Below are 22,485 nucleotides of genomic sequence, written 5' to 3' on the forward strand. Positions count from 1 at the left end.
GCGAGGTTTCCTCCTCTCCTACTGCCGTAACGCACTGGCAATGAACGGTCGCGGCGGCGGCCCGTCGAGCAGCCCGAGGACCGCGTCGACGTCGAGATGGGCGGCCAGCAGGTCGGCGATCGCGTCGAGTTGGGCGTCGCGGCGCGCGGCGACGTCGGTGCCGGCGACGACGAAACCGCCGCGGCCGGCCGCGTCGGCGACCCGGGTGAGCCAGCCCCGGCGGAAGTCGTCGTTGTCGAGCAGGCCGTGCCAGTGGGTGCCGAAGATGGCGCCGCGCACGACGCCCTGGGGTTCGGATTCCTGTTCGAACCAGGTGTCCTCGGCGCAGCGGGAGAGCCGCCCGTGGTGGATTTCGTATCCGGAGAGCGGCCGCTGCCAGCGCCGCAGGACCTTGGCCTTGCCGAAGGCGATGTCGGCGTCGAGCAGGCCCAGCCCGGCGACCTCCCCCGCACCGGATTCGACCGTGTCCTCGATGCGCCGGCACAGCATCTGGAAGCCGCCGCAGATGCCCAGCACCGGCTTGCCGGCCCGGGCGTGGTCGACGAGCGCGCCGGCCAGGCCGCGTTCGCGCAGCCACGACAGGTCGGCGACGGTCGCCTTGCTGCCGGGGATCACGATCAGGTCGGTGTCGGCCAGGTCGGCGGGATCGGTGATCCAGCGCACCAGCACGCCGGGCTCGCAGGCCAGCGCCTCGACGTCGGTGGAGTTGGAGATGCGGGGCAGCCGGATCGCGGCGACCCGCAGCCACTGATCGCCGCGGGGCGGCGCGGGCCAGCCGAGGACGCGGCTCGCGACCACCGACAGCGAGTCCTCGGCGTCCAGCCAGAGCTCCTCGGCGTAGGGCAGTACCCCGTAGGTCGGGCGGCCGGTCAGGGTGTGCAGCTGGCGCAGACCGGGTTCCAGCAGCGCGGGGTCGCCGCGAAACTTGTTGACGACGAAGCCGGCGATCAGCGCCTGGTCCTCGGGCTCGAGCACCGCGACCGTCCCGAACAGGTGCGCCAACAGCCCGCCGCGATCGATGTCACCGACCAGAAGCACCGGCAGGTTCGCGGCCCGGGCCAGCCCCATGTTGGCCAAATCCGTTGCCCGCAGGTTGATCTCGGCCGGCGAGCCGGCGCCCTCGCAGATCACCGCGTCGAATTCGGCTCGCAGGCTGGACAATTCGTCGGCGACGATGCCGGCCAGGCGGTCGCGGTGCGCGAAATAGCCGGCCGCAGTGACCGACTCGGCGACCTGGCCGCGGATCACCAGCTGCGAGGTGCGGTCGCCGCCCGGTTTGAGCAGGATCGGGTTGAACCGCACGCTGGGCTCCAGCCCCGCCGCGCGCGCCTGGATCGCCTGGGCGCGGCCGATCTCGCCGCCTTCGACCGTGACCACCGAGTTGTTGGACATGTTCTGCGCCTTGAACGGCGCCACCCGAATCCCCTTGCGCGCCAACAACCGGCACAGGCCCGCCACCACCACCGATTTACCGGCGTCGGAGCTGGTGCCCGCGACCAGCAGAGCCCCGCTCACCTTGCTGTGTCTGCTCGCGTCAGAGACAAGTGAGGATCTCGGCGCCGGTGTCGGTGACCAGCAGGGTGTGCTCGAACTGGGCGGTCCACTTGCGGTCCTTGGTGACCACCGTCCAGCCGTCGTCCCAGATCTCGTAGTCCAGCGCGCCGAGGTTGATCATCGGTTCGATGGTGAACGTCATTCCCGGCTGGATGACCGTCGCCACCGAGGGCTGGTCGTAGTGCAGGACCACCAGCCCGTTGTGAAAGGTGGTGCCGATGCCGTGACCGGTGAAATCACGAACGACGTTGTAGCCGAACCGGTTTGCGTACGACTCGATGACGCGGCCGACCACCGAGAGCGCGCGGCCCGGCTTGACGGCGTTGATCGCGCGCATCGTGGCCTCGTGCGTGCGCTCAACGAGCAGCCGGTGCTCCTCGGCGACGTCGCCGGCCAGGAACGTCGCGTTGGTGTCGCCGTGCACCCCGTCGATGTAGGCGGTGACGTCGATGTTGACGATGTCGCCGTCCTCGATCACCGTCGAGTCGGGGATTCCGTGGCAGATGACCTCGTTGAGCGACGTGCAGCACGACTTGGGGAAGCCCTTGTAGCCCAGCGTCGACGGGTAGGCGCCGTTGTCGATCATGTACTCGTGGGCGATCCGGTCGAGTTCGTCGGTCGTCACCCCGGGCGCGACCGCCTTGCCGGCCTCGGCCAGGGCGCCGGCCGCGATCCGGCCGGCGACGCGCATCTTCTCGATCACCTCGGGCGTCTGCACCCACGGCTCGCTGCCCTCCTGCGCGGTCGGCTTGCCGACGTACTCGGGGCGGGGGATGCGCCCGGGCACCGGCAGAGTCGGCGATATCACCCCGGGAGAAAGCGCGGTGCGAGCTGGCATGCAGGCCAGCTTAATAGGCGCTCGCCCGGCGCGGCGCGTGTGCGTCAGCGGCTTCGAGTGTGAGCGTGGGGCGCCACAGGTTCACCCGCGAAGCCCGATCAACCAGAGCGGCGGCGCAACAGCGAGCGCCGCGGCCCGCGGATGATCAGCGACCCGCACACCACCCGGCCCGTCAACACGACATGCGGCGTCCCCTCGCCGGGCGCGCCCTTGCGACGGTCGCTGGCGCTGCCGACGTAGACCTCGACGTCGTCGATCGAGGCGCTGGCGCCGTCGGGCAACCGGACCTCCACCGAGCCGAACCGCATGTCGAGCTCGATGATCACCACCGGCCCCGCGAACCGGGCCCGGGTGAGGTCGAGGTGCACCGAGCCGAGTCGGCGCACCAGCGCCAGCCTGGTCGGCACGGTCCACTCGCCGTGGCGCTTCAGCGACCCGGCCCAGCCGCGCAGCTCCACCCGGTCGGCCGCGGACGAGACGAACGCGCCGGGCCCGGGCAGGTCACCGACCAGCCCGTCCAGCTCGCTTCGGGTGCGCGCGTAGGACACCTGGGTCGAGCGCTGCTCGAACTCGTCGATGTCGATCAGGCCGAGCGCGACGGCATTGTGCAGCCGCCGCATCGTGCCGTTCCGGTCGGCGTCGGAGACCCGTAACGCCAGCATGTCCCCGCCGGTATCGGTCATGATCGCAAATTTACCGCTGTTGGAGCCCCCGGGACCGGGGCAGTTCAGGCCAGGTAGCCCGGCGGCATCGCCTCGAACATGAATTTCGTCATCCGCACCGCCCACTCCGAGCTGCCACCCCCGACGATCAGCGCGGCGAACGCCAGGTCGCCGCGGTACCCGGCGAACCAGGAGTGCGACCCGCCCGGGAACTCGGCCTCACCGGTCTTCCCGTAGATCTCGCCGCAGCCGGCGATCTCCTTGGCGGTCCCATTGGTCACCACCAGCCGCATCATCGGCCGCAGCGCCTCGACCATCTTCGGGCTGATCGGGGTGTCGTCACCCTCGACCGTCGTCGGCCGACCGGCGATGAGCTGCGGCACCGGGGTCTTGCCGGCCGCGACCGTCGCCGCCACCAGGGCCATGCCGAACGGGCTCGCCAGCACCTTGCCCTGGCCGAAGCCGTCCTCGGTGCGCTCGGCGAGGTCCACCGTCGGGGGCACCGACCCGGTCACGGTGGTGAGGCCGTCAACGGTGTAGTCGAGCCCGATGCCGTAGCGGGTGGCCGTTTGGGTCAGGCCGCGGGGCGGCATCCTGCTGCTCAGCTCGGCGAACGTGGTGTTGCACGAACTGGCGAACGCGCGCGACATGGGCACCACGCCCAGGTCGAAGCCGCCGTAGTTCGGGATGGTGCGATGCCCGATGTCGATGTGGCCGGGGCACCCCAGCATTGAGTTGGGGGTGGCCATGTCGCGGTCGATGGCGGCGCCCGCCGTGATCATCTTGAAGGTCGACCCGGGTGGGAACAGGCCGTTGGTGGCCGGCAGGCCGTCGGCGTCGGCGCCCTTGTTCTGCGCGATCGCGAGGATCTCCCCCGTCGACGGCTTGATCACGACGATCATCGCCTTGCCGCCCTTGTTGTCCACGGCGCGTTGGGCGGCGTTCTGCACGACCCGGTCCAGCGTGATCGACACCGACGGCGCCGGCGACCCCTCGACCTCGTGCAGCACGGCGACGTCGACGTTGTTCTGGTTGACGCTGACCACCCGCCAGCCCGCCTGGCCGTCGAGCTGATCCATCACGGCTTTCTTCACCTCGGCGATGACGGCCGGCGCGAAATGCGGGTCGGTGGGCAGCATTTCGGCCTGCGGCGTGACCACGATGCCGGGCAGCCGGCCGATCGCCGGGAAGACCTTGTCGTTGTCGTCGGGATGCAGCGTGACGCCCAGGTCCAGCGGGTGGGGCGCCGCGCTGGCCTGCTCAGCGAGCACCTGCGGGTCGGTGAGCGTGTTGTTGAACGGCCGCAGCACGTCGACGATCGAGTGGGTGGTGAAGCTCAGCGACTCCGACGGGCCGGCCTGGGTGGCGTCCAGCGTGTAGTGGTACAGGTAGCCCGGCGCCAGCACGTCGCTGCCGCCGAGTTCGTTCACCGAGGCGCGCCGCGGCTGATCGGCCCGCAGCGCGAACGTCTGGTGCTCGCCAAGCTTGGGATGCAGGTCGGTGGTGACCCACCGAACCTCCCAGCGCCCCTCGTCGCGGGCCATCTTCAGCTGGCCGTCATAGCTCCAGGTCCGGTTCTTCGGCAGGTGCCAGGTGAAGCGGTAGTCGACGGTGCCGGTGTCCTCGGCGTACTTCGAGCTGAGAACCTGCGCATCCAGGTGGGTGGCCTGCAGCCCGGCCCAGGCGGCATTGAGCGCTTCACGGGCCTCGTTGGGGTTGTCGCTGAGCTGCGCGGCCGTCGCGGTGTCCCCGATTGCCAAGGCGCCGAAGAACTTCTCGGCGGCCGGCGCGGGGCCGTCGGGCCGCGGCGTGCAGCCGGACAGGCTTATCGCCGCGACGAGCAGCACGCTCGCGCTGGCTGAGGCTGCTGTTGCTTTTGTGACCATCGGTGCAAATGTTATGAACTGCGGCGCCCACACCTGCCTCGACACACCGAGACCCGACCGTTATGCACGCCCTCGTTAGGTATTTCGGCGCCCAGCGCCCGGCCAGCCGGGCATCGGCCCGCCAGCGCCCGCTTAGCCGGGCGGCCGACCGCGGGCGGTCGCGACGGGCTAGTCCAGCAGGACCGTCGCGAAGGTGCCCACCTCGGCGAAGCCGACCCGGGCGTACGCGGCGCGGGCGACGGTGTTGAAGCTGTTCACGTACAGGCTGGCGACCCGGCCGGTGGCGACGATCACGGCGGCCACGGTCGCGGTGCCCGCGGTGCCGAGGCCGAGGCCGCGCCACTCAGGGTGCACCCAAACCCCTTGGATCTGACCGACGCCCGGCGACTGCGACCCGACCTCGGCCTTGAAGATCACCTGGCCGTGCTCGAAGCGGGCCCAGGCCCGGCCCGCCGCGATCAGGCTGGCCACCCGCCGGCGGTAGCCGCGACCGCCGTCGCCGAGCCGCGGGTCGACACCGACCTCGCCGATGAACATGTCGACGGCGGCCACCAGGTAGGCGTCCAGCTCGTCGGGCCGCACCTGCCGCACGCCGGGGTCGATGTCACAGTTCGGGTGGCTGGTCAGGGCCATCAACGGCTGGTGGTCGCGCACGTCGCGCGCCGGACCCCAGGCCGGCTCGAGGCGCTCCCACATGGGCATCACCAGGTTGGCCCGGCCGACCAGCGAGGAACAGCGCCGCGTCGCGCTCATCGCCTCGTCGGCGAAGGCGTTCAGGTCGGCCGGTCCGCCGCGCAGCGGGATGAGGTTGGCGCCGGCGAAGCACAGCGACTCGTCGGGGCCGCGCCGTGTCCACAGCTCCCCGCCGATCGAATTGGGTTCGATGCCGTGGTCGGCCACCCGGGCCGCGACCATGCACGAGCCGACCGGGTCGTCGTTGAGCACCCGCCACACCGCGGCGGCGTCGCGCACCACGGAAACCCGCCGCTCGCCGACAAGGCGAAAGATGGGCGGAGCCGACATCGGGGGAACTCTCTGTGGTGCGAACTGACGATCTTAAAAACAGAGCGGGGCGCGGGCCCCTATCAGCTTACGGTCACAATCGGCGAACCGCTCGGTTCTGTTCCCGGATCGGTACCCATTTCTGATGCGAGTCGCATGGCCTCCTCGATCAGCGTCTCGACGATCTGGGCCTCGGGCACGGTCTTGATCACCTCGCCGCGAACGAAGATCTGCCCCTTGCCATTTCCCGACGCGACGCCCAGGTCGGCCTCGCGGGCCTCGCCCGGACCGTTGACGACGCAGCCCATCACGGCCACCCGCAGCGGGACGTCGAGCCCGTCCAGGCCGGCGGTGACCGCGTTGGCCAGCGTGTAGACGTCGACCTGGGCGCGACCACACGACGGGCACGACACGATCTCGAGGCCGCGGGGCCGCAGGTTCAGCGACTCGAGGATCTGGATGCCGACCTTGACCTCCTCGACCGGCGGCGCCGACAGCGACACCCGGATGGTGTCGCCGATCCCCCGCGACAGCAGCGCGCCGAACGCGACCGCCGACTTGATGGTGCCCTGGAACGCGGGACCGGCCTCGGTGACGCCGAGGTGCAGCGGGTAGTCGCATTGGGCGGCCAGCTGCTCGTAGGCGGCGACCATCACGACGGGGTCGTTGTGCTTGACGCTGATCTTGATGTCGCCGAAGCCGTGCTCCTCGAACAGCGACGCTTCCCACAGCGCGGACTCGACCAGCGCCTCGGGGGTGGCCTTGCCGTACTTCTCCATGAACCGCTTGTCCAGCGAGCCGGCGTTGACGCCGATGCGGATCGGGATGCCGGCCGCCGCCGCGGCCTTGGCGACCTCGCCGACCCGGCCGTCGAACTCCTTGATGTTGCCGGGGTTCACCCGCACCGCGGCGCACCCGGCGTCGATGGCGGCGAAGATGTACTTCGGCTGGAAGTGGATGTCGGCGATCACCGGGATCTGGCTGTGCCGCGCGATCTCGGCCAGCGCGTCGGCGTCCTCCTGGCGCGGGCAGGCGACGCGCACGATGTCGCAGCCGGCGGCGGTCAGCTCGGCGATCTGCTGCAGCGTCGTGTTGACGTCGTGCGTCTTGGTGGTGCACATCGACTGCACCGAGATCGGGTAGTCGCTGCCGACCCCGACGTCGCGGACCATCAGTTGGCGCGTCTTGCGCCGCGGCGCCAGCGTGGGCGGCGGGGCGTCCGGCATTCCCAGGCTGGTCACTGGAACAGCCTGATCGGGTTGACGAGGTCGGCGGTCACGGTCAGCAGCATGTAGCCGACCACGAACACCAGCACCACGTACGTGGCGGGCATCAGCTTGAGGTAGTTCACCGGCGCCGCCGCGACCATGCCGCGCGCCGAGCGGATCAGGTTGCGGATCTTCTCGAACACCGCGATGGCGATGTGGCCGCCGTCGAACGGCAGCAGCGGCACCAGGTTGATGGCGCCCAGGATGAGGTTCAGCTGCGCCAGGAAGAACCAGAACGCCACCCACAGCCCGTGGTCGACGGTGTCGCCGCCGATGATGCTGGCCCCGACGACGCTCATCGGCGTACCCGGGTCGCGCTGCCCGCCGCCGATGGCGTGCACCAGCGCCCCGACCTTCGTCGGGATCGTCACCAGCGCCTTGCCCACCTCGACGGTCAGGTCGCCGGCGAAGGCGAAGGTGGCCGGTATCGCCGACAGGACGTTGTAGTGCGTCGGCGGGGTTTTGACGGTGCCGACGCCGATGGCGCCGACCGTGGCGGCCTCCGGCTTGGCGTCCCGCCCCTTGGCCGGATTGGTCAGGTAGCGCTGGGTCGGCGTCACGTCGACGTACGTGGTGATAGTGCTGCCGTCGCGCTCGACGACGACGGGGACGGTGCCGTGCAGCTTGCGCACCGCGGCCGCCATGTCCTCGAACGTGGACACCGGGGTGTCGCCGACCTTGACGACGACGTCGCCGGGGCGGATCCCGGCGGCCGCCGCCGGGCCGGGCCCGGTGCAGTTGCCGAGCTTGCCCGGGGCGGTTTCCGGTGCGACGCAAGCGGTTTCGCCGACGACGGCCTTGGTGGGCGGGTGCAGGTTGGGCAGCCCCCAGACCAGGGCGATGCCGTAGATCAGGACCAGGCAGATGACGAAGTTCATGCCCGGGCCGGCGAAGAGCGTCGCGACCCGCTTCCAGGTCGCCTGCTTGTACATGGCGCGGTCGGCCTCGTCGGGCTCGAGATCCTCGACCGGGGTCATCCCGGCGATATCGCAGAAGCCGCCCAGCGGGACGGCCTTGATGCCGTACTCGATCTCGCCGCGCCGGGTCGACCACAGCGTCGGCCCGAAGCCGACGAAATAGCGCCGCACCTTCATGCCGGTGCCGCGCGCGACCCACATGTGGCCGCACTCGTGCAGGGCCACCGAGATCAGGATGGCGAGCGCGAACAGCACGATGCCGATTGCGAACATCATCGGGTTGCTAGGACCTTTCTGACAGCGCGCTGCGCTCGCTCACGTGCCCAGCGCTGCGCGTCCAGTACCTCATCCACGGTAGCGGGTGAAACGGACCATTGGTCGGCGGCGTGCAGCACGTCGGCGACGGTTTTGACGATCGCGGGGAATCCGATCCTGCCGTTCAGGAAGGCGTCGGCCGCCTCCTCGTTGGCCGCGTTGTACACGGCGGTCATGCAGCCACCGGTCTGACCGGCGTGCCGGGCCAGCTCGACGGCGGGGAAAACGTCGTTGTCCAGCGGCTCGAATTCCCAGCTAGAGGCGGTGGTGAAGTCGCAGGCCGGGGCGGCGCCGGGCACCCGGTCGGGCCAGCCGAGCGCCAGCGAAATGGGCAGCTTCATGTCCGGCGGGCTGGCCTGGGCGATCGTCGAGCCGTCCACGAAGGTGACCATCGAATGAACAATCGACTGGGGGTGCACGACGACGTCGATGCGGTCGTAGGGAATGCCGAAGAGCAGGTGGGTCTCGATGAGCTCGAGCCCCTTGTTGACCAGCGACGCCGAGTTCAGCGTGTTCATCGGGCCCATCGACCAGGTGGGGTGGGCGCCCGCCTGCTCGGGCGTGACGGCCTCGAGGTCGGCGGCGGACCAACCGCGGAACGGCCCGCCCGAGGCGGTCAGCACCAACTTGGCGACCTCGTTTTTTTCGGGGTCGGGATTCCCACAGCGCAGGCACTGGGCCAGCGCGGAGTGCTCGGAGTCGACGGGCACGATCTGGCCGGGCCGCGCCGCCCGCAGCACCAGCGGCCCCCCGGCGATCAGCGATTCCTTGTTGGCCAGCGCGAGCCGGGCCCCGGAGTCCAGTGCGGCCAGGGTCGGGCGCAGGCCCAGCGCCCCGACCAGCGCGTTGAGGACGACGTCGGCATCGGTCTCCTGGACCAGCCGGGTCACCGCTTCCGGCCCGCTGTAGGGGACGTCCCCGACCTGCTGCGCCGCGCGCTCGTCGGCGACGGCGATGTTGGTGACGCCGGTCTCGGCGCGCTGGCGCGCCACCGCGTCGGGGTTGGCCCCACCCGCCGCCAGCCCGACCACCTCGAAACGGTCGGGGTTGGCCGCGATGACCTCGAGCGCCTGGGTGCCGATCGAGCCGGTGCTGCCCAGCACCAGCACGCGCAGGCGGCCGCCGGCAGTCGCGTTAGTCACTCACTCATTGTGCCCGCTCGGTCGCGCGGGCGGGTGTGCCAGAATCTCTCCTACCAGCCGATCACGAAGGGGATTCGCCGTGGCCAGTACCGAGGTGGAGCACTACAACGGCGTCGACGTCGCCGAGGTGCCGTCGGCAGCCTGGGGGTGGAGCAAGATCAACGTCCGCACCTGGCACGCGATCGGGCTGTTCATCGTCATATTCCTGCTGGCCATGATGTGGGGCAACCACGTCGGCCACGTCGAGAACTGGTTCCTGGTCGGGTTCGCCATCCTGACGCTCGTCGTACTGGTGCGCGACCTGTGGGGCCGCCGCCGCGGCTGGATCCGGTAGCGCTCGGCGGAGCCGCTGCGCCCGTCGTCGCCAGGCGGCGCCGACCAGCAACACGAACAGCGCCACCGCCCACGGCAGCACGCCGTGTTGGTGCACCCAGCCGGCCAGCGCGCCCTGCAGGCGGCCGGCGAACATGATCACAGCGTCGTCGGGACCGGCGTTCGTGTTGAACAGGCGCAGCTCGTAGACGCCGTAATAGCCGACATACAGCCCGACCAGCACCAGCAGCGCCCCACCGATCCGGTTGACCAGCGGCAGGACGCGCCGCAGCCGGTCGGCCATGCGGGAGCCCGCCCTGGCCAGACCGGTCGCCGCGACGGCCAGGACGCCCACCACCAACGTCAGGCCCGCCACATAAGCGAGGTAGACCGAGGCCCCCGTGGCGACCGACCCGCCCCGCAGGCCGGCGGCGGTGACGGCCAAGAAGGGCCCGACGGTGCACGACAGCGATGCGATCGCATAGCTGACGCCATAGGAGTACATCGAGCCCAGCCGCACCGTCGGCGCCCAGCGCGGACCCAGCCGGCGTGGTGTCAGCGCCGTCAACTCGCGGCCCGACAGGAGCCAAACCCCAAGCGCGACAAGCACAATCCCGATGACCACCGTCGCGTAGGGCAGGTATCGCTGCACGGTCGAGGCCGCCGAGATGGTCAGCGCGCCGAACAACCCGAACACCGTCAGGAAGCCGAGCGCCATCCCGACCGTCGCCGCGATCGCGCGGCCGACCGGCGCCAGGCCGCGCCGTTCGGCGTCCTGCCCGCGCACCACGAGGAGCAGGTACGCGGGCAGCATCGCGAACCCGCACGGGTTCAGCGCCGCGACCAATCCGGCGGCGAACGCCAGACCGACCAGACCTCGGTCCACCGGTCTAGCGCAGCGCGGCGACCCGCCCGGCCAGCTCGTCCTGGGGCATGGCCGCGGTGGGGTTGTTGACGAACGTCGAGCTGCCGTCGGCCCGGTAGAACACCCAGGCCGGCTGCCAGGGGACGTTGTAGCGGGCCCAGATCGAGCCGTTGGCGTCGTTGAGGTTGGTGAAATTCAGGTTGTACTTGGAGACGAAGTTCTGCATCGCCCCCACGTCCGAATGCGCCGCGACGCCGACGAACGTGACGCCAGGATTGGCGGCGACCACCTGGCTGAGGCCGGGGGCCTCGGCGTTGCAGAACGGGCACCACGGTGTCCAGAACCACAGCACCGCCGGTTTGCCCTGCAGGCTGGCGCCGTTGAACGGCGCACCGCTGAGCGTGGTGGCGCTGAATTGCAGCCGGTCGTCGGCGGCAGCCGAGCGCGGCGCGTCGGCGAGCCCGAATATCAGGGCGGCGGCGAAAAGCGCCGCAGCAAGGAGCTTGAGCGGAGTCAAGAGCCGAAACATTTTGGCATCACCTCGTTTGCTGGTTATGCCTAAAAGACGCGGCGCGGGCCCTCTCGGTTCACCCTTCGGCGGCCAGCCCTCGGCGGGCCGCGGCCGGATCGCCGAGGGCTGGCCGCAGGCTGGGTCTGATCGCCTGCGCTCCAGCTACCCGCCTTCGGCGGCCAGCTGTCCGCAGGCGGCGCTGATCTCCCGTCCCCGCGTGTCGCGCACCGTGCAGGACACGCCCTTCCCTCGCACCCGCCGAACGAACTCGCGCTCGACCGCCTTCGGGCTGGCGTCCCAGTCACTGCCCGGGGTGGGGTTGAGTGGGATCAGGTTCACGTGCACCAGCGGGCCGAGCGCGCCGTGCAGCCGCTTACCCAGCAGGTCGGCCCGCCAGGGCTGGTCGTTGACGTCGCGGATCAGCGCGTACTCCACCGACACCCGCCGGCCGGTCACGTCAGCGTAATAGCGGGCCGCGTCGAGGGCCTCGGCGATCTTCCACCGGTTGTTGACCGGGACGAGCGTGTCGCGCAGCTCGTCGTCGGGCGCGTGCAACGACAGCGCCAGGGTGACCCCGAGGCGTTCGTCGGCGAGTTTGCGGATAGCCGGAACCAGGCCGACGGTGGATACCGTCACCGAGCGCGCCGAAATCCCGAAGCCCTGCGGCGGCGCCTCGGTGATGCGCCGCACGGCGGCCAGCACCCGGTTGTAGTTCGCCAGCGGCTCCCCCATGCCCATGAAGACCACGTTGGACAGCCGGTCGCCGAACTCGTCGCGCAGCGCCGCCGCGCCGGCGCGCACCTGCTCGAGGATCTCGGCCGTGGACAGGTTCCTGGTCAGGCCGCCCTGGCCGGTGGCGCAGAACGGGCACGCCATCCCGCAGCCGGCCTGCGACGAGATGCACACGGTGTTGCGGTCGGGGTAGCGCATCAGCACCGACTCGACGGTGGCGCCATCGAGGGCCCGCCACAACGTCTTTCGCGTCTGCCCGGCATCGCAGGTGACTTCCTTGGCCGCGGCGAGCAGGGTGGGGAACATCGCCTCGGCGATCGTGTCGCGCACGGCCGCCGGGAGGTCGGTCATCTCCCGGGGATCGGCGATCAGCCGGCCGTAGTACTGATGCGCGAGCTGCTTGGCGCGAAAGGGCGGCAGGCCCAGCTCCGCGACGGCCGACGCGCGACCGGCGGCGTCGAGGTCGGCCAGGTGCCGCGGCGGCTTGCTCGGGCGCGGCTCGGTGAACACCAATTGTTGGACCATGACGTGTTTAGTATCGCGTGACTAGTCCCATGGTGACGACCCGCTGCGCCGGCTACGCCGCGCTTGCGATCGCCACGCTTAGGGAACCAGGGTCAGCACGATCCACGCCGCGACGGCCGACGGGAGGACCCCGTCGAGGCGATCCATCAGACCGCCGTGGCCGGGCAGCAGCCGGCCCATGTCTTTGATGCCGAGGTCGCGCTTGACCTGTGACTCGACCAGGTCGCCCAGCGTGCAGGTCATCACGAGGACGACGCCCAGCAGCGCCCCGATCCACACCGGCTTCTCGGCCAGGAAGGTCGCGGTCAGGATGGCGGCGGTGATGCCAAACACCAGCGATCCGACCAACCCCTCCCAGGACTTCTTCGGGCTGATCGCCGGGACCATCGGATGCTTACCCAGCAGCACGCCCACGGCGTAGCCGCCCACGTCGGACGCGACGACGGTGATCATCAGGCAGAACACCCGTCCGGCGCCGTCCTTCGGATAGACCAGCAGCGCGGCGAAGGAGGCGAACAGCGGGACCCAGGCGGCCAGGAAGACGGTGGCGGACGCGTCGCGCAGGTAGTTCGCCGACGGCGATCCGGCGAACGGCTCGGGCCGGTGGCTGTTGTCCTGCATGAACAGCCGCCAGACGTTGCACGCCACCACGGTCGACGCGAAGCCGGCCAGCGCGCCGGCGGCGTGGTATGGCCACGTCAGCCACACCGTGACCTGCCCACCGATCAGCAGCGGGATCAGCGGGATGACGTACCCGGCTTCGCGCAGCCGCCGCACCACCTCGTGGCTGGCCACCAGAACGGCCCCGGCGCAGTAGAGCACCCAGACGTGGGGGGCGAAGATCAGCGTCACGACGAGAACGGCGCCGATGCTGACGCCCACCGCGATCGCGGCGCGCAGGTCGCGACCCGCCCGCGACGTCTTCGTGGCCGGATGCTGCGTGGGGTTTTTCGGCGGACGCGGGGGCTCGTCGGGCGGAGTGCCTGCGCCGGTGGTTGCCACGGACATGATTGCTGAGCGGCCGCTAGACCTCCAGCAGCTCGCCTTCTTTGTGCTTGACCAACTCATCGATCTGGGTGACGTACTGATGGGTGGTCTTGTCCAAATCCTTCTCGGCCCGGCTGACCTCGTCCTCACCGGCCTCGCCGTCCTTGCGGATCCGGTGCAGCTCCTCCATCGCCTTGCGACGGATGTTGCGCACCGACACGCGGGCCTCTTCCCCCTTGTGCTTCGCCTGCTTGACCAGCTCCCGGCGGCGCTCCTCGGTGAGTTGCGGCACCGCCACCCGGATCAAGGTGCCGTCGTTGGTGGGATTGACTCCCAGATCGGAGTTGCGGATTGCCGTCTCGATGGCGTGCAGCTGGCTGGTCTCGTAGGGCTTGATGACGACGAGCCGCGCCTCGGGGACGTTGATGCTGGCCAGCTGCGTGATCGGCGTGTTGGTGCCGTAGTAGTCGATGACGATCCGGTTGAACATGCCCGGGTTGGCGCGGCCGGTTCGGATGGTGGACAGGTCGTCGCGGGCTACGGATACGGCCTTCTCCATCTTCTCTTCCGCGTCGAAGAGAGCTTCGTCGATCATTTTCCGCGTCTTCCCCTCAGGTCGTAACCAGCGTTCCGATCTTCTCACCAGCGACCGCACGAGCGATATTCCCATTGGTCAGCAGGTTGAACACCAGGATCGGCATGCCATTGTCCATGCACAGGCTGAACGCCGTGGCATCGGCCACGCGCAGGCCGCGGTCGATGACCTCGCGATGGCTGATCGCGGTGATCAGCTCGGCCTCGGGGTTATGCCGCGGATCGGCCGAGAACACGCCGTCCACCGCCTTGGCCATCAAGACCACCTCGGCGCCGATTTCCAGCGCACGCTGCGCGGCCGTGGTGTCCGTGGAGAAGTACGGCAGGCCCATGCCGGCCCCGAAGATCACCACCCGGCCCTTCTCCAGGTGGCGCACGGCGCGCAGCGGCAGGTACGGCTCGGCGACCTGGCCCATGGTGATCGCCGTCTGGACGCGGGTGACGATGCCCTCCTTTTCCAGGAAGTCCTGCAGGGCGAGGCTGTTCATGACGGTGCCGAGCATGCCCATGTAGTCCGACCGGGTGCGCTCCATGCCCCGCTGCTGAAGCTGCGCGCCGCGGAAGAAGTTCCCGCCGCCGATCACCACCGCGACCTGGACGCCGCCGCGGACGACCTCGGCGATCTGGCGGGCGACCTGCGCCACCACGTCGGGATCCAACCCGACCTGGCCGCCGCCGAACATTTCACCGCCGAGCTTGAGCAATACTCTCGAATACTTGGATCGGCTCTCCGGCTGGCCGGAAGCCCCGTTCGTCGGCTCCGTCATCAGACTCCTCGCATGAGAGTGCCATCCCGGGGCGAACTCATCCGGAACGGCATTTCACATCCTGCCTCATCGCAGCACAATGTTGCGCCGGCGGGGTGCATTATCTGCGCAGTTGGCGATTTCCTTCCGGTGTCGGATGTTTGAGCGAGCGGCGCGTCGGGGAATCCGCACCAACGCGGGGGGCGAACCTACGGCCTTGAGAATAAGGGCCAAGCCTCGCCGTGTGACGGGGCCGATCGCTTGAGCGGTCGGCGTTGAGCAATCGCTCAACCACGCACGCCAATGAGGAGGAACAGATCCATGGCGGACAACAAATCGGGACCTGCCGAAGCCGTTAAGGGCGTCGTCGAGGACGTCAAAGGCAAGGCCAAGGAAGCAGTCGGCGCGGTGACCGGTCGGGACGACCTCACGCGCGAGGGCGAGGCCCAGCAGGACAAGGCGGAAGCCCAGCGCGACGCGGCGAAGAAGGAAGCGCAAGCGGAGGCCGCTCGCGGCGGCGCCGAGGCGGCCGAAGAGCGTCAGAAGGCCAACCAGTAGCTTGTCGCTGCAATGGGTCCGGTCCGTGAAAACGGGCCGGACCCATTGACTTTCCCGGGGCAGATTGTTGATCCTGTGCACACGCGCAATAAACTTCTGCATAGTTGACTCTGAATCGGGTACTCAGCGCTGCGCTGGCAGACATCTCGCCGTGAGGTGCCTACGGGTGGGGGGCGATGACAAACTCGCGAGTTTGGAGATGTCTTTGGAAGTTCTACTGCTCACCGACGCAGACGATTTCGAATCGGCCCTGTCCACGCTGAGGTCGTTCACCCAAACCGTGCGGCGCGCCCCGCTTTCCGGCCACATCGACGGGCACCACGGCAACGCTGACGTCGCGATCATCGACGCGCGCACCGACCTCGACGCGGCCAGGGCGGCCTGCCGGCGCCTGACGGCCGACGCACCGTCCATCGCGGTGGTGGCCGTGGTGACATCGGCGGACTTCGTGGCGGTGGACGTGGATTGGCATTTCGACGACGTGCTGCTGCCCGCCGCCGGGGCCGACGAACTGCAGGCCCGGCTGCGGCTGGCAATTGCGCGGCGGCGCAGCGCGATGGACGGCAGCCTGAAATTCGGCGACCTGGTGCTGCACCCGGCTAGCTTCACCGGCACGCTGAATGGCCAGGACCTGGCCCTGACGCTCACCGAGTTCAAATTGTTGAATTTCCTTGTGCAGCATGCCGGCCGGGCGTTCACCCGCACCCGGCTGATGCACGAGGTGTGGGGTTACGATTGCAACGGCCGCGTCCGCACGGTCGATGTTCACGTGCGGCGGCTGCGCGCCAAGCTCGGTGCGGAACACGAATCGATGATCGACACCGTCCGCGGCGTCGGCTACATGGCGCCCACGCCGCCGCAACCGCAATGGATTCTCAGCGGCTCGACACTGACCCCGGTCTGGACGTCGACGGCGCGGCCCGCGACGGATCCAGTCACTCAATAGCCTTACCGCGCCGCGGCTTTCGCTTCTAACCAATCATGCAAACAGCGGTAATGCCCGCTTACGTGCCAGCGCGTCCATGCCGTCCTGAATGGCTTCTTCGACCTCGTGGTACTTGCGGTCGACGTACTCGTCGTCGTCGGCGCGCGCGGGATCGTGGTCGAGCTCGACGGCAGGCATGAAGCGGGTCCGGATCTTGGCCGGCAGCGGCAACTGAGGCAGCGCCGCCGGGGCGATCCCCCACGGCAGCGAGACCGCCAGCGGGAAAACCTTGAGCCGCAGCACGCGGTCGAGTTTGAGTGCCTTGGACAGCCGGTCGCCGCGGATCAGCACCGGCATCGCGTCGGCGCCGCCGACGGTCGCGATCGGCACGATGGGCACACCGGCGCGAATCGCCATTTTCACGAAGCCCTTTCGGCCCGCCAGGTTGGCGCAATCTCGTTCACGCCAGGGGCGCAGCGAGTCCACTTCGCCGCCGGGCCACAGCGCCACGTCGCGACCCTCCGCCAACGCCGTGGCGATCGCATCCGGCGCGGCCGGCAGCACGCCCATGCACCGGAAGTACCGCCCGAAGAGCGGGATGGCCATCAACGCGTCGTGCGCCGTGCCGTGCAGGGGGCGGTCCTGGCCGAAGCGCCGCCACCATTGCAGGCCGACGGTCCAGGCGTCCCAGACGAACGGGGCACCCGAGTGGATGCCCACCAACAGGGCAGGCGGCTCGGGGATGTTCTCCCAGCCGTCGATCTCCATGCGGAACCAGTAGTCCACCAGTACATTCCAGAAAAACTTCTGGCGCTGCAGCGTGGCTTCGTCCTGGCCGCTAAGGTCCCATTGCCCGGCGCGCTTGGCCAGCCAGCCGCTGATACCGCCGTCCTGCCGGCTGCGCCGCTCGTCCATGGTTACCCGCGCCCGCCTCGCGTGGAGCTTCGCTTGCGCACGTACTTCCGCTGGTCTGTGATCGGGGTTACTCATGGGTTTCGCATACCCGATTCCGGCGCGCGGGATTCCCGTCTACGCAAATCTCCCCGCGCTATCGGGGTAGCGCGGGGAGATGTTTGCAACCGGATCAGGTGTGCGGCGCCGGGGCGGGCGGTTGGCCCGGAGCCGGAGTCGCGTTCGGCGGGACGCCGGGGGCCGCGCCGCCAGGCACGTTCGACGTCCAGATCAGGATGTCCTGCAATCCGTCGTTATAGACGACCCCGTTCGGAGGCGCGCCGGTCACGTCGAAGTACAGCGTGCCGGTCGACTCCTGGCCCTGCGGGATCGGCGCAGGGTTCAGGCTGCCTGGGGCGCCAGGCTTGTCGATCAGCTTGTAGGTCTGACCGTTGGGCCCGCGGGCGCTGAAGTCCTTGACCATCGGGGTAACGATCCCGGCGTCCGACCTGGCCGTGATGTCGGCCTGGTACAGCGTTCCCTTGGGGGTGTAGCCGGGGATCGAAACGTTGCTCGGCTGCAGGTTGCTCACCGTGTAGTTGGTGATCATGGGGCCGTCGACGAGCTGTTCGCTGGTCCCGAACCCCTGGATGTTGGGCGCAGCGGAAGCGGTTCCCGCCGCCAATAGTGCTGCGGCCGCCATACCGCCGGCAGCAATGCCACTCTTTAGGGCCGTTGTGGTGACCTTCATGGTTTTCCTTTCGTGTCGAACACCCACGCAGGGCGATACCCACTGGGCTCCGCATAACCCTTTGCTCCCGGCGCTAAACACAAATGAATCGCGCCGCAGCGCTTTTCGCGCCACAAGATTCACAGGGGCATCATTGGTTGCCGATTGCCGGTGATTATTTGCGCCGCCAGGGGGTAGCCGCAGCCTAGAACTCACCTGCCTACCCGAGGGGGCCGCCGATGGAACGCGGGAACGCCAAGCACAGTCCACGCGAAGACGACGAACTGAAGCACGAGCTCAGCGGGACGGTGCAGGGCAATCGGTCCAGCCGGGCGGAGGAATGGCGCGATCCCGAGCCGCCGGCCGACGACGATCCGGACATTCCCGCGGCCGGGCCCACAACCCGCGAATCGTAAAACTCACCCAAATCACGAAAGGGGAAGTGGCGATGGGCTTTCCGGCTCAGCAACAAACCGCTCCCGGCATTCAGGCACAAATGAAGCCCATTCCGGACTGTGGCGAAAACAGCTACCGGGGGTCGGGAAAGCTCACCGGCAAAAAGGCGATCATCACCGGCGGCGATAGCGGCATCGGCCGCGCGGTCGCCATCGCATTTGCCCGCGAAGGCGCCGATGTGCTGATCTCCTACCTCAACGAGGACGACGACGCACGCGACGTGGCCCGCTACGTCGAAGACGCGGGCCGCAAGTGCGTGCTGGTCCCCGGCGACCTGTCCGACCCGTCCCACTGCCGCGCCGTCGTAGACCGGGCGGTGAACGAATTCGGCGGCGTCGACATCCTCGTCAACAACGCCGCATACCAGATGATGCACAAGGACCTCGAAGAGATCAGCGATGAGGAGTGGGACTACACCTTCCGGCTCAACGTCGGCGCGTACTTCTACCTCGTCAAGGCGGCGTTGCCGCACATGCGCCCCGGCTCGTCGGTCATCGGGAGTTCCTCGGTCAACTCAGATACACCCAACCCCACCCTGGCGCCCTACGCGGCCACCAAGGCGGCGATTGCCAACTTTTCGGCCAGCCTGGCACAGCTGTTGGGCGACAAGGGAATTCGTGTCAACAGCGTGGCGCCCGGCCCGATCTGGACGCCGCTGATCCCGTCGACGATGCCCCGGACAGCGTAGAATCCTTCGGGGAGAACGTGCCGTTGGGGCGCGCCGGTCAGCCGGCCGAGCTGGCGCCCGTCTACGTGCTGCTGGCCTCCGACGACGCGAGTTACATCTCCGGGGCACGGGTGGCGGTGACGGGCGGCCGGCCGATTCTGTAGCGCCAAAGGCGTTCAGGAGCCTCGGTTTTCGCCCAACTCCTCGACGATCGGGCTTTCGGCGCCGGGCTTCCCGGCGCCATCGCTGTCCCCTTCGTCGGCGATGGTCACCGAAGACGCGACCTGGGCCACGTTGTTGTAGGTCTCGGGCGGGATCCCGCGCAGGACACGGACGGTGTCGTCGTCGCAGCCGTTGCGGTCTGCGGCGTCGAGCAAGTCTTGCTTGTTGGCCGGAAAGTCCACGTCGTTGAGGCACTTTCGGAGTTGACTGCGGGTAGTAGACGCGACCATGGGTCTCGGGATGCCCAGCGAATGTCGGCCTAAACGCGCCGAATTCAGCGGCCGCGCACCCGCCGGTTCTCTTTCTTGATCGCGTCGACGAGCTCCGACTTGCTCATCGTCGAGCGGCCGCGCACGTCGAGCCGGCGCGCAACGTCGAGAAGGTGCTTCTTGCTGGCGTTGGCGTCGACGCCCTCGGCCGAGCGGCCGGTGTTACGCGGGCCGCCGCCCTCGGCCAGCTCGTCCGACGGGCCCTTCTCCTCTTTGGGCTCCCAGTGATCGCCGACCTTTTCGAAGCTGTGCTTGAGCGCCGAGTACGCCACCCGGTGGGCGCGCTCCTCGTCGCCGTACTCGTCGGCCGCCGAGTCGTGGGTCTTCGCGAACGTGCGTTGCGCTTTGGCGTTGGAACGGCGCAGGGTACTGGGCAATTCGCTCTTCTTCGGCGCGCCGCCCTTCGTGGTCTTGGGCATCGGTCCTCCTCGTGTCAGCCCTCGGTGATCTGCTGTGCCTTGGCGTAGGCCAGCTGCAGGAAGTCCGCGCCCGCCAGGGCGGTGAAGGTTCCCGCGATCAGGCGGGTCAGCCTGGGCGCGAAGATCAGCCCGATGACGAACGCGGTGGCCACCCACATGTCCAGGCAGAAGGGGCAGGTCAACAGCTCACCGAGGCTGTGGCGCAGCGCGCTGCCGTGCCGGGTTTCCTCCATCACCTCGGCCGGGCCGCCCGTACCCGCGTAGTGAGCGAACGGCGCCCGCAACGGGCTGGTCACCGCGTCCTTGGAGATCGTGCGCGACAACTTGTGGGTGCCGATTGTGACGGTGATGAGGTCCTGCAGGCTCCAGCGCTGCGGCAGCCTGCGTCCGGTGGCCGCGGCCAAGACGCCCGTGAGCGCGACCAGCAGGCCGTAAATGCCCAGGACCACCGAGTAGCCCTCGAGCGGTCGGGGGTTGTCCCCGCGGTACGCGTCGGCCTCGCGCCGCGCGCGTTCGGCCATGCGTTCGGTAACTTCGGTTGCTTCACCCATGGGCGTGGGTTACCCCTTTGCGGCCGGGGAAATCACGACGGGGCCGCACCGGCCGACGTGCGCGGCCGCGTGCCCGGGATATGTCAAGATCGCTGACATGGGTGGTCAGGTTGAAGACGCTCCGCTCGGTTACCTGCTTTACCGGGTGGGAGCCGTGTTGCGGCCGGAGGTTTCCGCGGTGCTCGGTCCGCTGGGCCTGACGCTGCCCGAATTCGTTTGCATGCGCATCCTTTCGATGAATCCGGGCATGTCCAGCGCGGAATTGTCCCGGCACACCAACGTCACACCCCAGGCGATGAACACCGTGCTGCGCGGGCTACAGGACGTTGGCGCGGTGGAACGGCCGGCTTCGGTTTCCTCGGGGCGGGCGCTACCGGCCACCCTGACGGTTCAGGGCCGCGCGCTGCTGAAGCGCGCGGAAGCCGCGGTCCGGACCGCCGACGCCCGGGTGCTGAGCAAGCTGACCGAGGCGCAGCGGCGCGAGTTCAAGCGCACGCTGGAAAAGCTCGGATCCGATTGACGCGCTACGTCAAGCTTGGATGCGGGCCCACGGCCGGGCTTCTTCGAGCTCGTAGGCCAGCTCCAGCAGCAGCGATTCCTGCCCGAGGTCGGCCGAGAGCATCATGCCCACCGGCATGCCGTCGGCGGATTGCGCCAGCGGCAGCGAGATCGCCGGCTCGCCGGTGACGTTCTGCAGCGGGGTGAACGAGACCCAGTCGATCAGCCGCTCGATGACCTGGTGGTAGTCGGTGGGTGCCAGATGCCCGATGCGGGGCGTCTCGTCGGCGAGGGTCGGCGTGAGCACCGCGTCGTGGGTGCCGAAGAACCGCGCGGTACGCCGCCGGGCCCGGCGCAGGCGCATGATCGCCAGCGGCAGCCGGTGCAGGTTGCGGGTGCAGTGCCGCTCCAGGCCCAGGGTCAGGCTGTCGAGCCGCGTGCGGTCGAACGTCTTGCCGAACATCCGTGGGCCGCCGCGCACCTGGGCCAGCGCCAGGAAACCCCAATAGAGCACGAAATCGTCGACGAAGCTGGCCGCGACCGGCGGCTCGTCGATGTGTTCCACGCGGTGGCCCAGCTCCTCGAGGAGCGCGGCCGACTTGAGCGTCAGCTCCCGCACCTGCGGGCTGCTCTCGCGTTGCACCGATCGGGTCAGCACCGCGATGCGCAGCCGCTGCCGGCCGGGTCCGGTCACGTCGCCGACCGGTGCCAGCTTGTGGTTGCGCCAGGCGCGCTCGGCCTCGCGGAAGAACGCCGCCGTGTCGCGGACCGACCGCGTCACCACGCCGTTGGCGACGACGCCCACGGGCATCCGGCGCAGGTGCGGGTCCAGCGGCAACCGGCCGCGCGACGGCTTCAGCCCGACCAGCCCGTTGCAGGCCGCCGGGATGCGGATCGAGCCGCCGCCGTCGTTGGCGTGCGCGATCGGGACCACGCCCGCGGCGACGAACGCGCCGGACCCCGACGACGAGGCGCCCGCACTGTAGTCGGTGTCCCACGGGTTGCGGACCGGGCCGAGCCGCGGATGTTCGGCGGACGCGCTGAAGCCGAACTCCGACAACTGCGTCTTGCCGACGGGCGCCACCCCGGTGGCGAGGAACACCTTGGTGAACTCGCCGTCGGAGGTGGCATTCCACGGCGTCCACGCGTCGGTGCCGTGCATCGTCGGCTGGCCCGCGATGTCGATGTTGTCCTTGATGAACGTCGGGACGCCACTAAAGAAGCCGTCCGGCGGGTCGGCCGACGCCGCGGCGCCCGCCTGCTCGAACGCCGCGTACGCCAGGCCGTTGAGCGCCGGGTCGACGGCCTCGGTGCGGGCGATGGCGGCCTCGATGACCTCGGCTCTGCCGACCGAGCCGGCCCTTAGGGCGTCGGCCAGGCCGACCGCGTCGAGATCACCGAGGGCATCGTCGCCGAAAGCGTGCACGCGTCGCATGACACGAC

Annotated in this window: 24 protein-coding genes and 2 pseudogenes; 6 read left to right on the top strand and 20 right to left on the bottom strand. The window is 69.2% G+C overall.

All coding sequences use genetic code 11. The features are described 5' to 3' along the window. Nucleotides 1-18: 18 nt before the first annotated feature. The 8 genes from AWB92_RS11500 to dxr form a co-directional block, all read right to left on the bottom strand. A complete protein-coding gene (locus AWB92_RS11500) occupies nucleotides 19-1,515 on the bottom strand; it encodes a cobyric acid synthase (RefSeq protein WP_085185626.1) in 1,497 nt (498 codons plus the stop codon). 19 nt (nucleotides 1,516-1,534) lie between these two features. After that, nucleotides 1,535-2,392 carry a type I methionyl aminopeptidase gene (map, locus tag AWB92_RS11505; RefSeq protein WP_085185628.1) on the bottom strand — a complete coding sequence of 286 codons (858 nt, stop codon included), beginning with the start codon at nucleotides 2,390-2,392 and terminating at the stop codon, nucleotides 1,535-1,537. Between the two features lie 98 nt (nucleotides 2,393-2,490). Then, nucleotides 2,491-3,075 carry a DUF1707 domain-containing protein gene (locus AWB92_RS11510; RefSeq protein ID WP_085185630.1) on the bottom strand — a complete coding sequence of 195 codons (585 nt, stop codon included), beginning with the start codon at nucleotides 3,073-3,075 and terminating at the stop codon, nucleotides 2,491-2,493. A 44-nt stretch (nucleotides 3,076-3,119) separates the two neighbouring features. Beyond that, on the bottom strand, nucleotides 3,120-4,940 hold the full coding sequence (locus tag AWB92_RS11515; protein WP_085185632.1) for a penicillin-binding transpeptidase domain-containing protein: 1,821 nt from the start codon (nucleotides 4,938-4,940) through the stop codon (nucleotides 3,120-3,122). Nucleotides 4,941-5,108: 168 nt separating this feature from the next. Continuing rightward, nucleotides 5,109-5,963 carry a GNAT family N-acetyltransferase gene (locus AWB92_RS11520; RefSeq protein WP_068127719.1) on the bottom strand — a complete coding sequence of 285 codons (855 nt, stop codon included), beginning with the start codon at nucleotides 5,961-5,963 and terminating at the stop codon, nucleotides 5,109-5,111. 62 nt (nucleotides 5,964-6,025) lie between these two features. Further along, entirely contained in the window at nucleotides 6,026-7,168 is a 1,143-nt protein-coding gene (gene ispG / locus AWB92_RS11525) for a flavodoxin-dependent (E)-4-hydroxy-3-methylbut-2-enyl-diphosphate synthase (RefSeq protein WP_068103500.1), read from the bottom strand. Nucleotides 7,169-7,179: 11 nt separating this feature from the next. Beyond that, nucleotides 7,180-8,403: a M50 family metallopeptidase gene (locus tag AWB92_RS11530; protein WP_085185634.1), complete on the bottom strand. Its 1,224-nt coding sequence runs from the start codon at nucleotides 8,401-8,403 to the stop codon at nucleotides 7,180-7,182. Beyond that, complete coding sequence (gene dxr, locus AWB92_RS11535; RefSeq protein WP_085185636.1) at nucleotides 8,400-9,584, bottom strand: 1-deoxy-D-xylulose-5-phosphate reductoisomerase; 1,185 nt, start codon at nucleotides 9,582-9,584, stop codon at nucleotides 8,400-8,402. The genes AWB92_RS11530 and dxr overlap by 4 nt, the downstream gene beginning before the upstream one ends. Nucleotides 9,585-9,663: 79 nt before the next feature. Between dxr and AWB92_RS30475 the strand changes: the two genes are divergently transcribed. Continuing rightward, nucleotides 9,664-9,918, top strand: coding sequence for a DUF2631 domain-containing protein (locus tag AWB92_RS30475; protein WP_085185727.1), 255 nt, complete (start codon nucleotides 9,664-9,666; stop codon nucleotides 9,916-9,918). Nucleotides 9,919-9,954: 36 nt separating this feature from the next. On the opposite strand, the pseudogene AWB92_RS11545 reads toward AWB92_RS30475, so the two are convergent. The 6 genes and pseudogenes from AWB92_RS11545 to pyrH form a co-directional block, all read right to left on the bottom strand. Continuing rightward, nucleotides 9,955-10,782: pseudogene (locus AWB92_RS11545) on the bottom strand (cytochrome c biogenesis CcdA family protein); the annotation flags it as partial. A 4-nt stretch (nucleotides 10,783-10,786) separates the two neighbouring features. After that, nucleotides 10,787-11,290 (bottom strand): protein disulfide oxidoreductase, encoded by a 504-nt coding sequence (locus tag AWB92_RS11550; protein ID WP_085185638.1) that lies wholly within the window; start codon nucleotides 11,288-11,290, stop codon nucleotides 10,787-10,789. A gap of 144 nt (nucleotides 11,291-11,434) precedes the next feature. Beyond that, nucleotides 11,435-12,529, bottom strand: coding sequence for a 23S rRNA (adenine(2503)-C(2))-methyltransferase RlmN (gene rlmN, locus AWB92_RS11555; RefSeq protein ID WP_085185640.1), 1,095 nt, complete (start codon nucleotides 12,527-12,529; stop codon nucleotides 11,435-11,437). Between the two features lie 78 nt (nucleotides 12,530-12,607). Beyond that, nucleotides 12,608-13,537 carry a phosphatidate cytidylyltransferase gene (locus tag AWB92_RS11560; protein ID WP_085185642.1) on the bottom strand — a complete coding sequence of 310 codons (930 nt, stop codon included), beginning with the start codon at nucleotides 13,535-13,537 and terminating at the stop codon, nucleotides 12,608-12,610. Between the two features lie 16 nt (nucleotides 13,538-13,553). Then, entirely contained in the window at nucleotides 13,554-14,111 is a 558-nt protein-coding gene (gene frr, locus AWB92_RS11565; RefSeq protein ID WP_068103487.1) for a ribosome recycling factor, read from the bottom strand. 16 nt (nucleotides 14,112-14,127) lie between these two features. Further along, nucleotides 14,128-14,877, bottom strand: coding sequence for a UMP kinase (gene pyrH / locus AWB92_RS11570; protein WP_085185644.1), 750 nt, complete (start codon nucleotides 14,875-14,877; stop codon nucleotides 14,128-14,130). A gap of 300 nt (nucleotides 14,878-15,177) precedes the next feature. On the opposite strand from pyrH, the gene AWB92_RS11575 reads away from it, so the two are divergent. Together AWB92_RS11575 and AWB92_RS11580 are read left to right on the top strand one after the other, a co-directional pair. Further along, nucleotides 15,178-15,414: a CsbD family protein gene (locus tag AWB92_RS11575; protein ID WP_066930240.1), complete on the top strand. Its 237-nt coding sequence runs from the start codon at nucleotides 15,178-15,180 to the stop codon at nucleotides 15,412-15,414. Nucleotides 15,415-15,613: 199 nt separating this feature from the next. Further along, entirely contained in the window at nucleotides 15,614-16,360 is a 747-nt protein-coding gene (locus tag AWB92_RS11580) for a response regulator transcription factor (RefSeq protein WP_085185646.1), read from the top strand. 33 nt (nucleotides 16,361-16,393) lie between these two features. Here the strand turns inward: AWB92_RS11580 and AWB92_RS11585 are convergent, their stop codons facing one another. Both AWB92_RS11585 and AWB92_RS11590 read right to left on the bottom strand, forming a co-directional pair. Continuing rightward, nucleotides 16,394-17,329 carry a lysophospholipid acyltransferase family protein gene (locus tag AWB92_RS11585; RefSeq protein WP_085185648.1) on the bottom strand — a complete coding sequence of 312 codons (936 nt, stop codon included), beginning with the start codon at nucleotides 17,327-17,329 and terminating at the stop codon, nucleotides 16,394-16,396. Between the two features lie 94 nt (nucleotides 17,330-17,423). Further along, on the bottom strand, nucleotides 17,424-17,981 hold the full coding sequence (locus AWB92_RS11590) for an MPT63 family protein (protein ID WP_085185650.1): 558 nt from the start codon (nucleotides 17,979-17,981) through the stop codon (nucleotides 17,424-17,426). 218 nt (nucleotides 17,982-18,199) lie between these two features. On the opposite strand from AWB92_RS11590, the gene AWB92_RS30040 reads away from it, so the two are divergent. Continuing rightward, nucleotides 18,200-18,376, top strand: coding sequence for a hypothetical protein (locus tag AWB92_RS30040; RefSeq protein WP_173817400.1), 177 nt, complete (start codon nucleotides 18,200-18,202; stop codon nucleotides 18,374-18,376). Nucleotides 18,377-18,456: 80 nt separating this feature from the next. Then, nucleotides 18,457-19,247 (top strand): annotated as a pseudogene (locus tag AWB92_RS11595) (SDR family oxidoreductase). A gap of 12 nt (nucleotides 19,248-19,259) precedes the next feature. Here the strand turns inward: AWB92_RS11595 and AWB92_RS11600 are convergent. The 3 genes from AWB92_RS11600 to AWB92_RS11610 form a co-directional block, all read right to left on the bottom strand. Next, nucleotides 19,260-19,487 carry a DUF2795 domain-containing protein gene (locus AWB92_RS11600; RefSeq protein ID WP_142282050.1) on the bottom strand — a complete coding sequence of 76 codons (228 nt, stop codon included), beginning with the start codon at nucleotides 19,485-19,487 and terminating at the stop codon, nucleotides 19,260-19,262. Between the two features lie 92 nt (nucleotides 19,488-19,579). Then, nucleotides 19,580-19,993 carry a ChaB family protein gene (locus AWB92_RS11605; protein WP_085185655.1) on the bottom strand — a complete coding sequence of 138 codons (414 nt, stop codon included), beginning with the start codon at nucleotides 19,991-19,993 and terminating at the stop codon, nucleotides 19,580-19,582. 14 nt (nucleotides 19,994-20,007) lie between these two features. Then, entirely contained in the window at nucleotides 20,008-20,544 is a 537-nt protein-coding gene (locus AWB92_RS11610) for a DUF1360 domain-containing protein (RefSeq protein WP_085185657.1), read from the bottom strand. 97 nt (nucleotides 20,545-20,641) lie between these two features. Between AWB92_RS11610 and AWB92_RS11615 the strand changes: the two genes are divergently transcribed. Then, complete coding sequence (locus tag AWB92_RS11615) at nucleotides 20,642-21,064, top strand: MarR family transcriptional regulator (protein ID WP_068186655.1); 423 nt, start codon at nucleotides 20,642-20,644, stop codon at nucleotides 21,062-21,064. 9 nt (nucleotides 21,065-21,073) lie between these two features. Here the strand turns inward: AWB92_RS11615 and AWB92_RS11620 are convergent, their stop codons facing one another. Then, nucleotides 21,074-22,477, bottom strand: coding sequence for an amidase (locus AWB92_RS11620; RefSeq protein WP_085185659.1), 1,404 nt, complete (start codon nucleotides 22,475-22,477; stop codon nucleotides 21,074-21,076). Nucleotides 22,478-22,485 lie beyond the last annotated feature (8 nt).

This window comes from Mycobacterium sp. IEC1808 (assembly GCF_002101935.1).
Lineage (GTDB): Bacteria > Actinomycetota > Actinomycetes > Mycobacteriales > Mycobacteriaceae > Mycobacterium.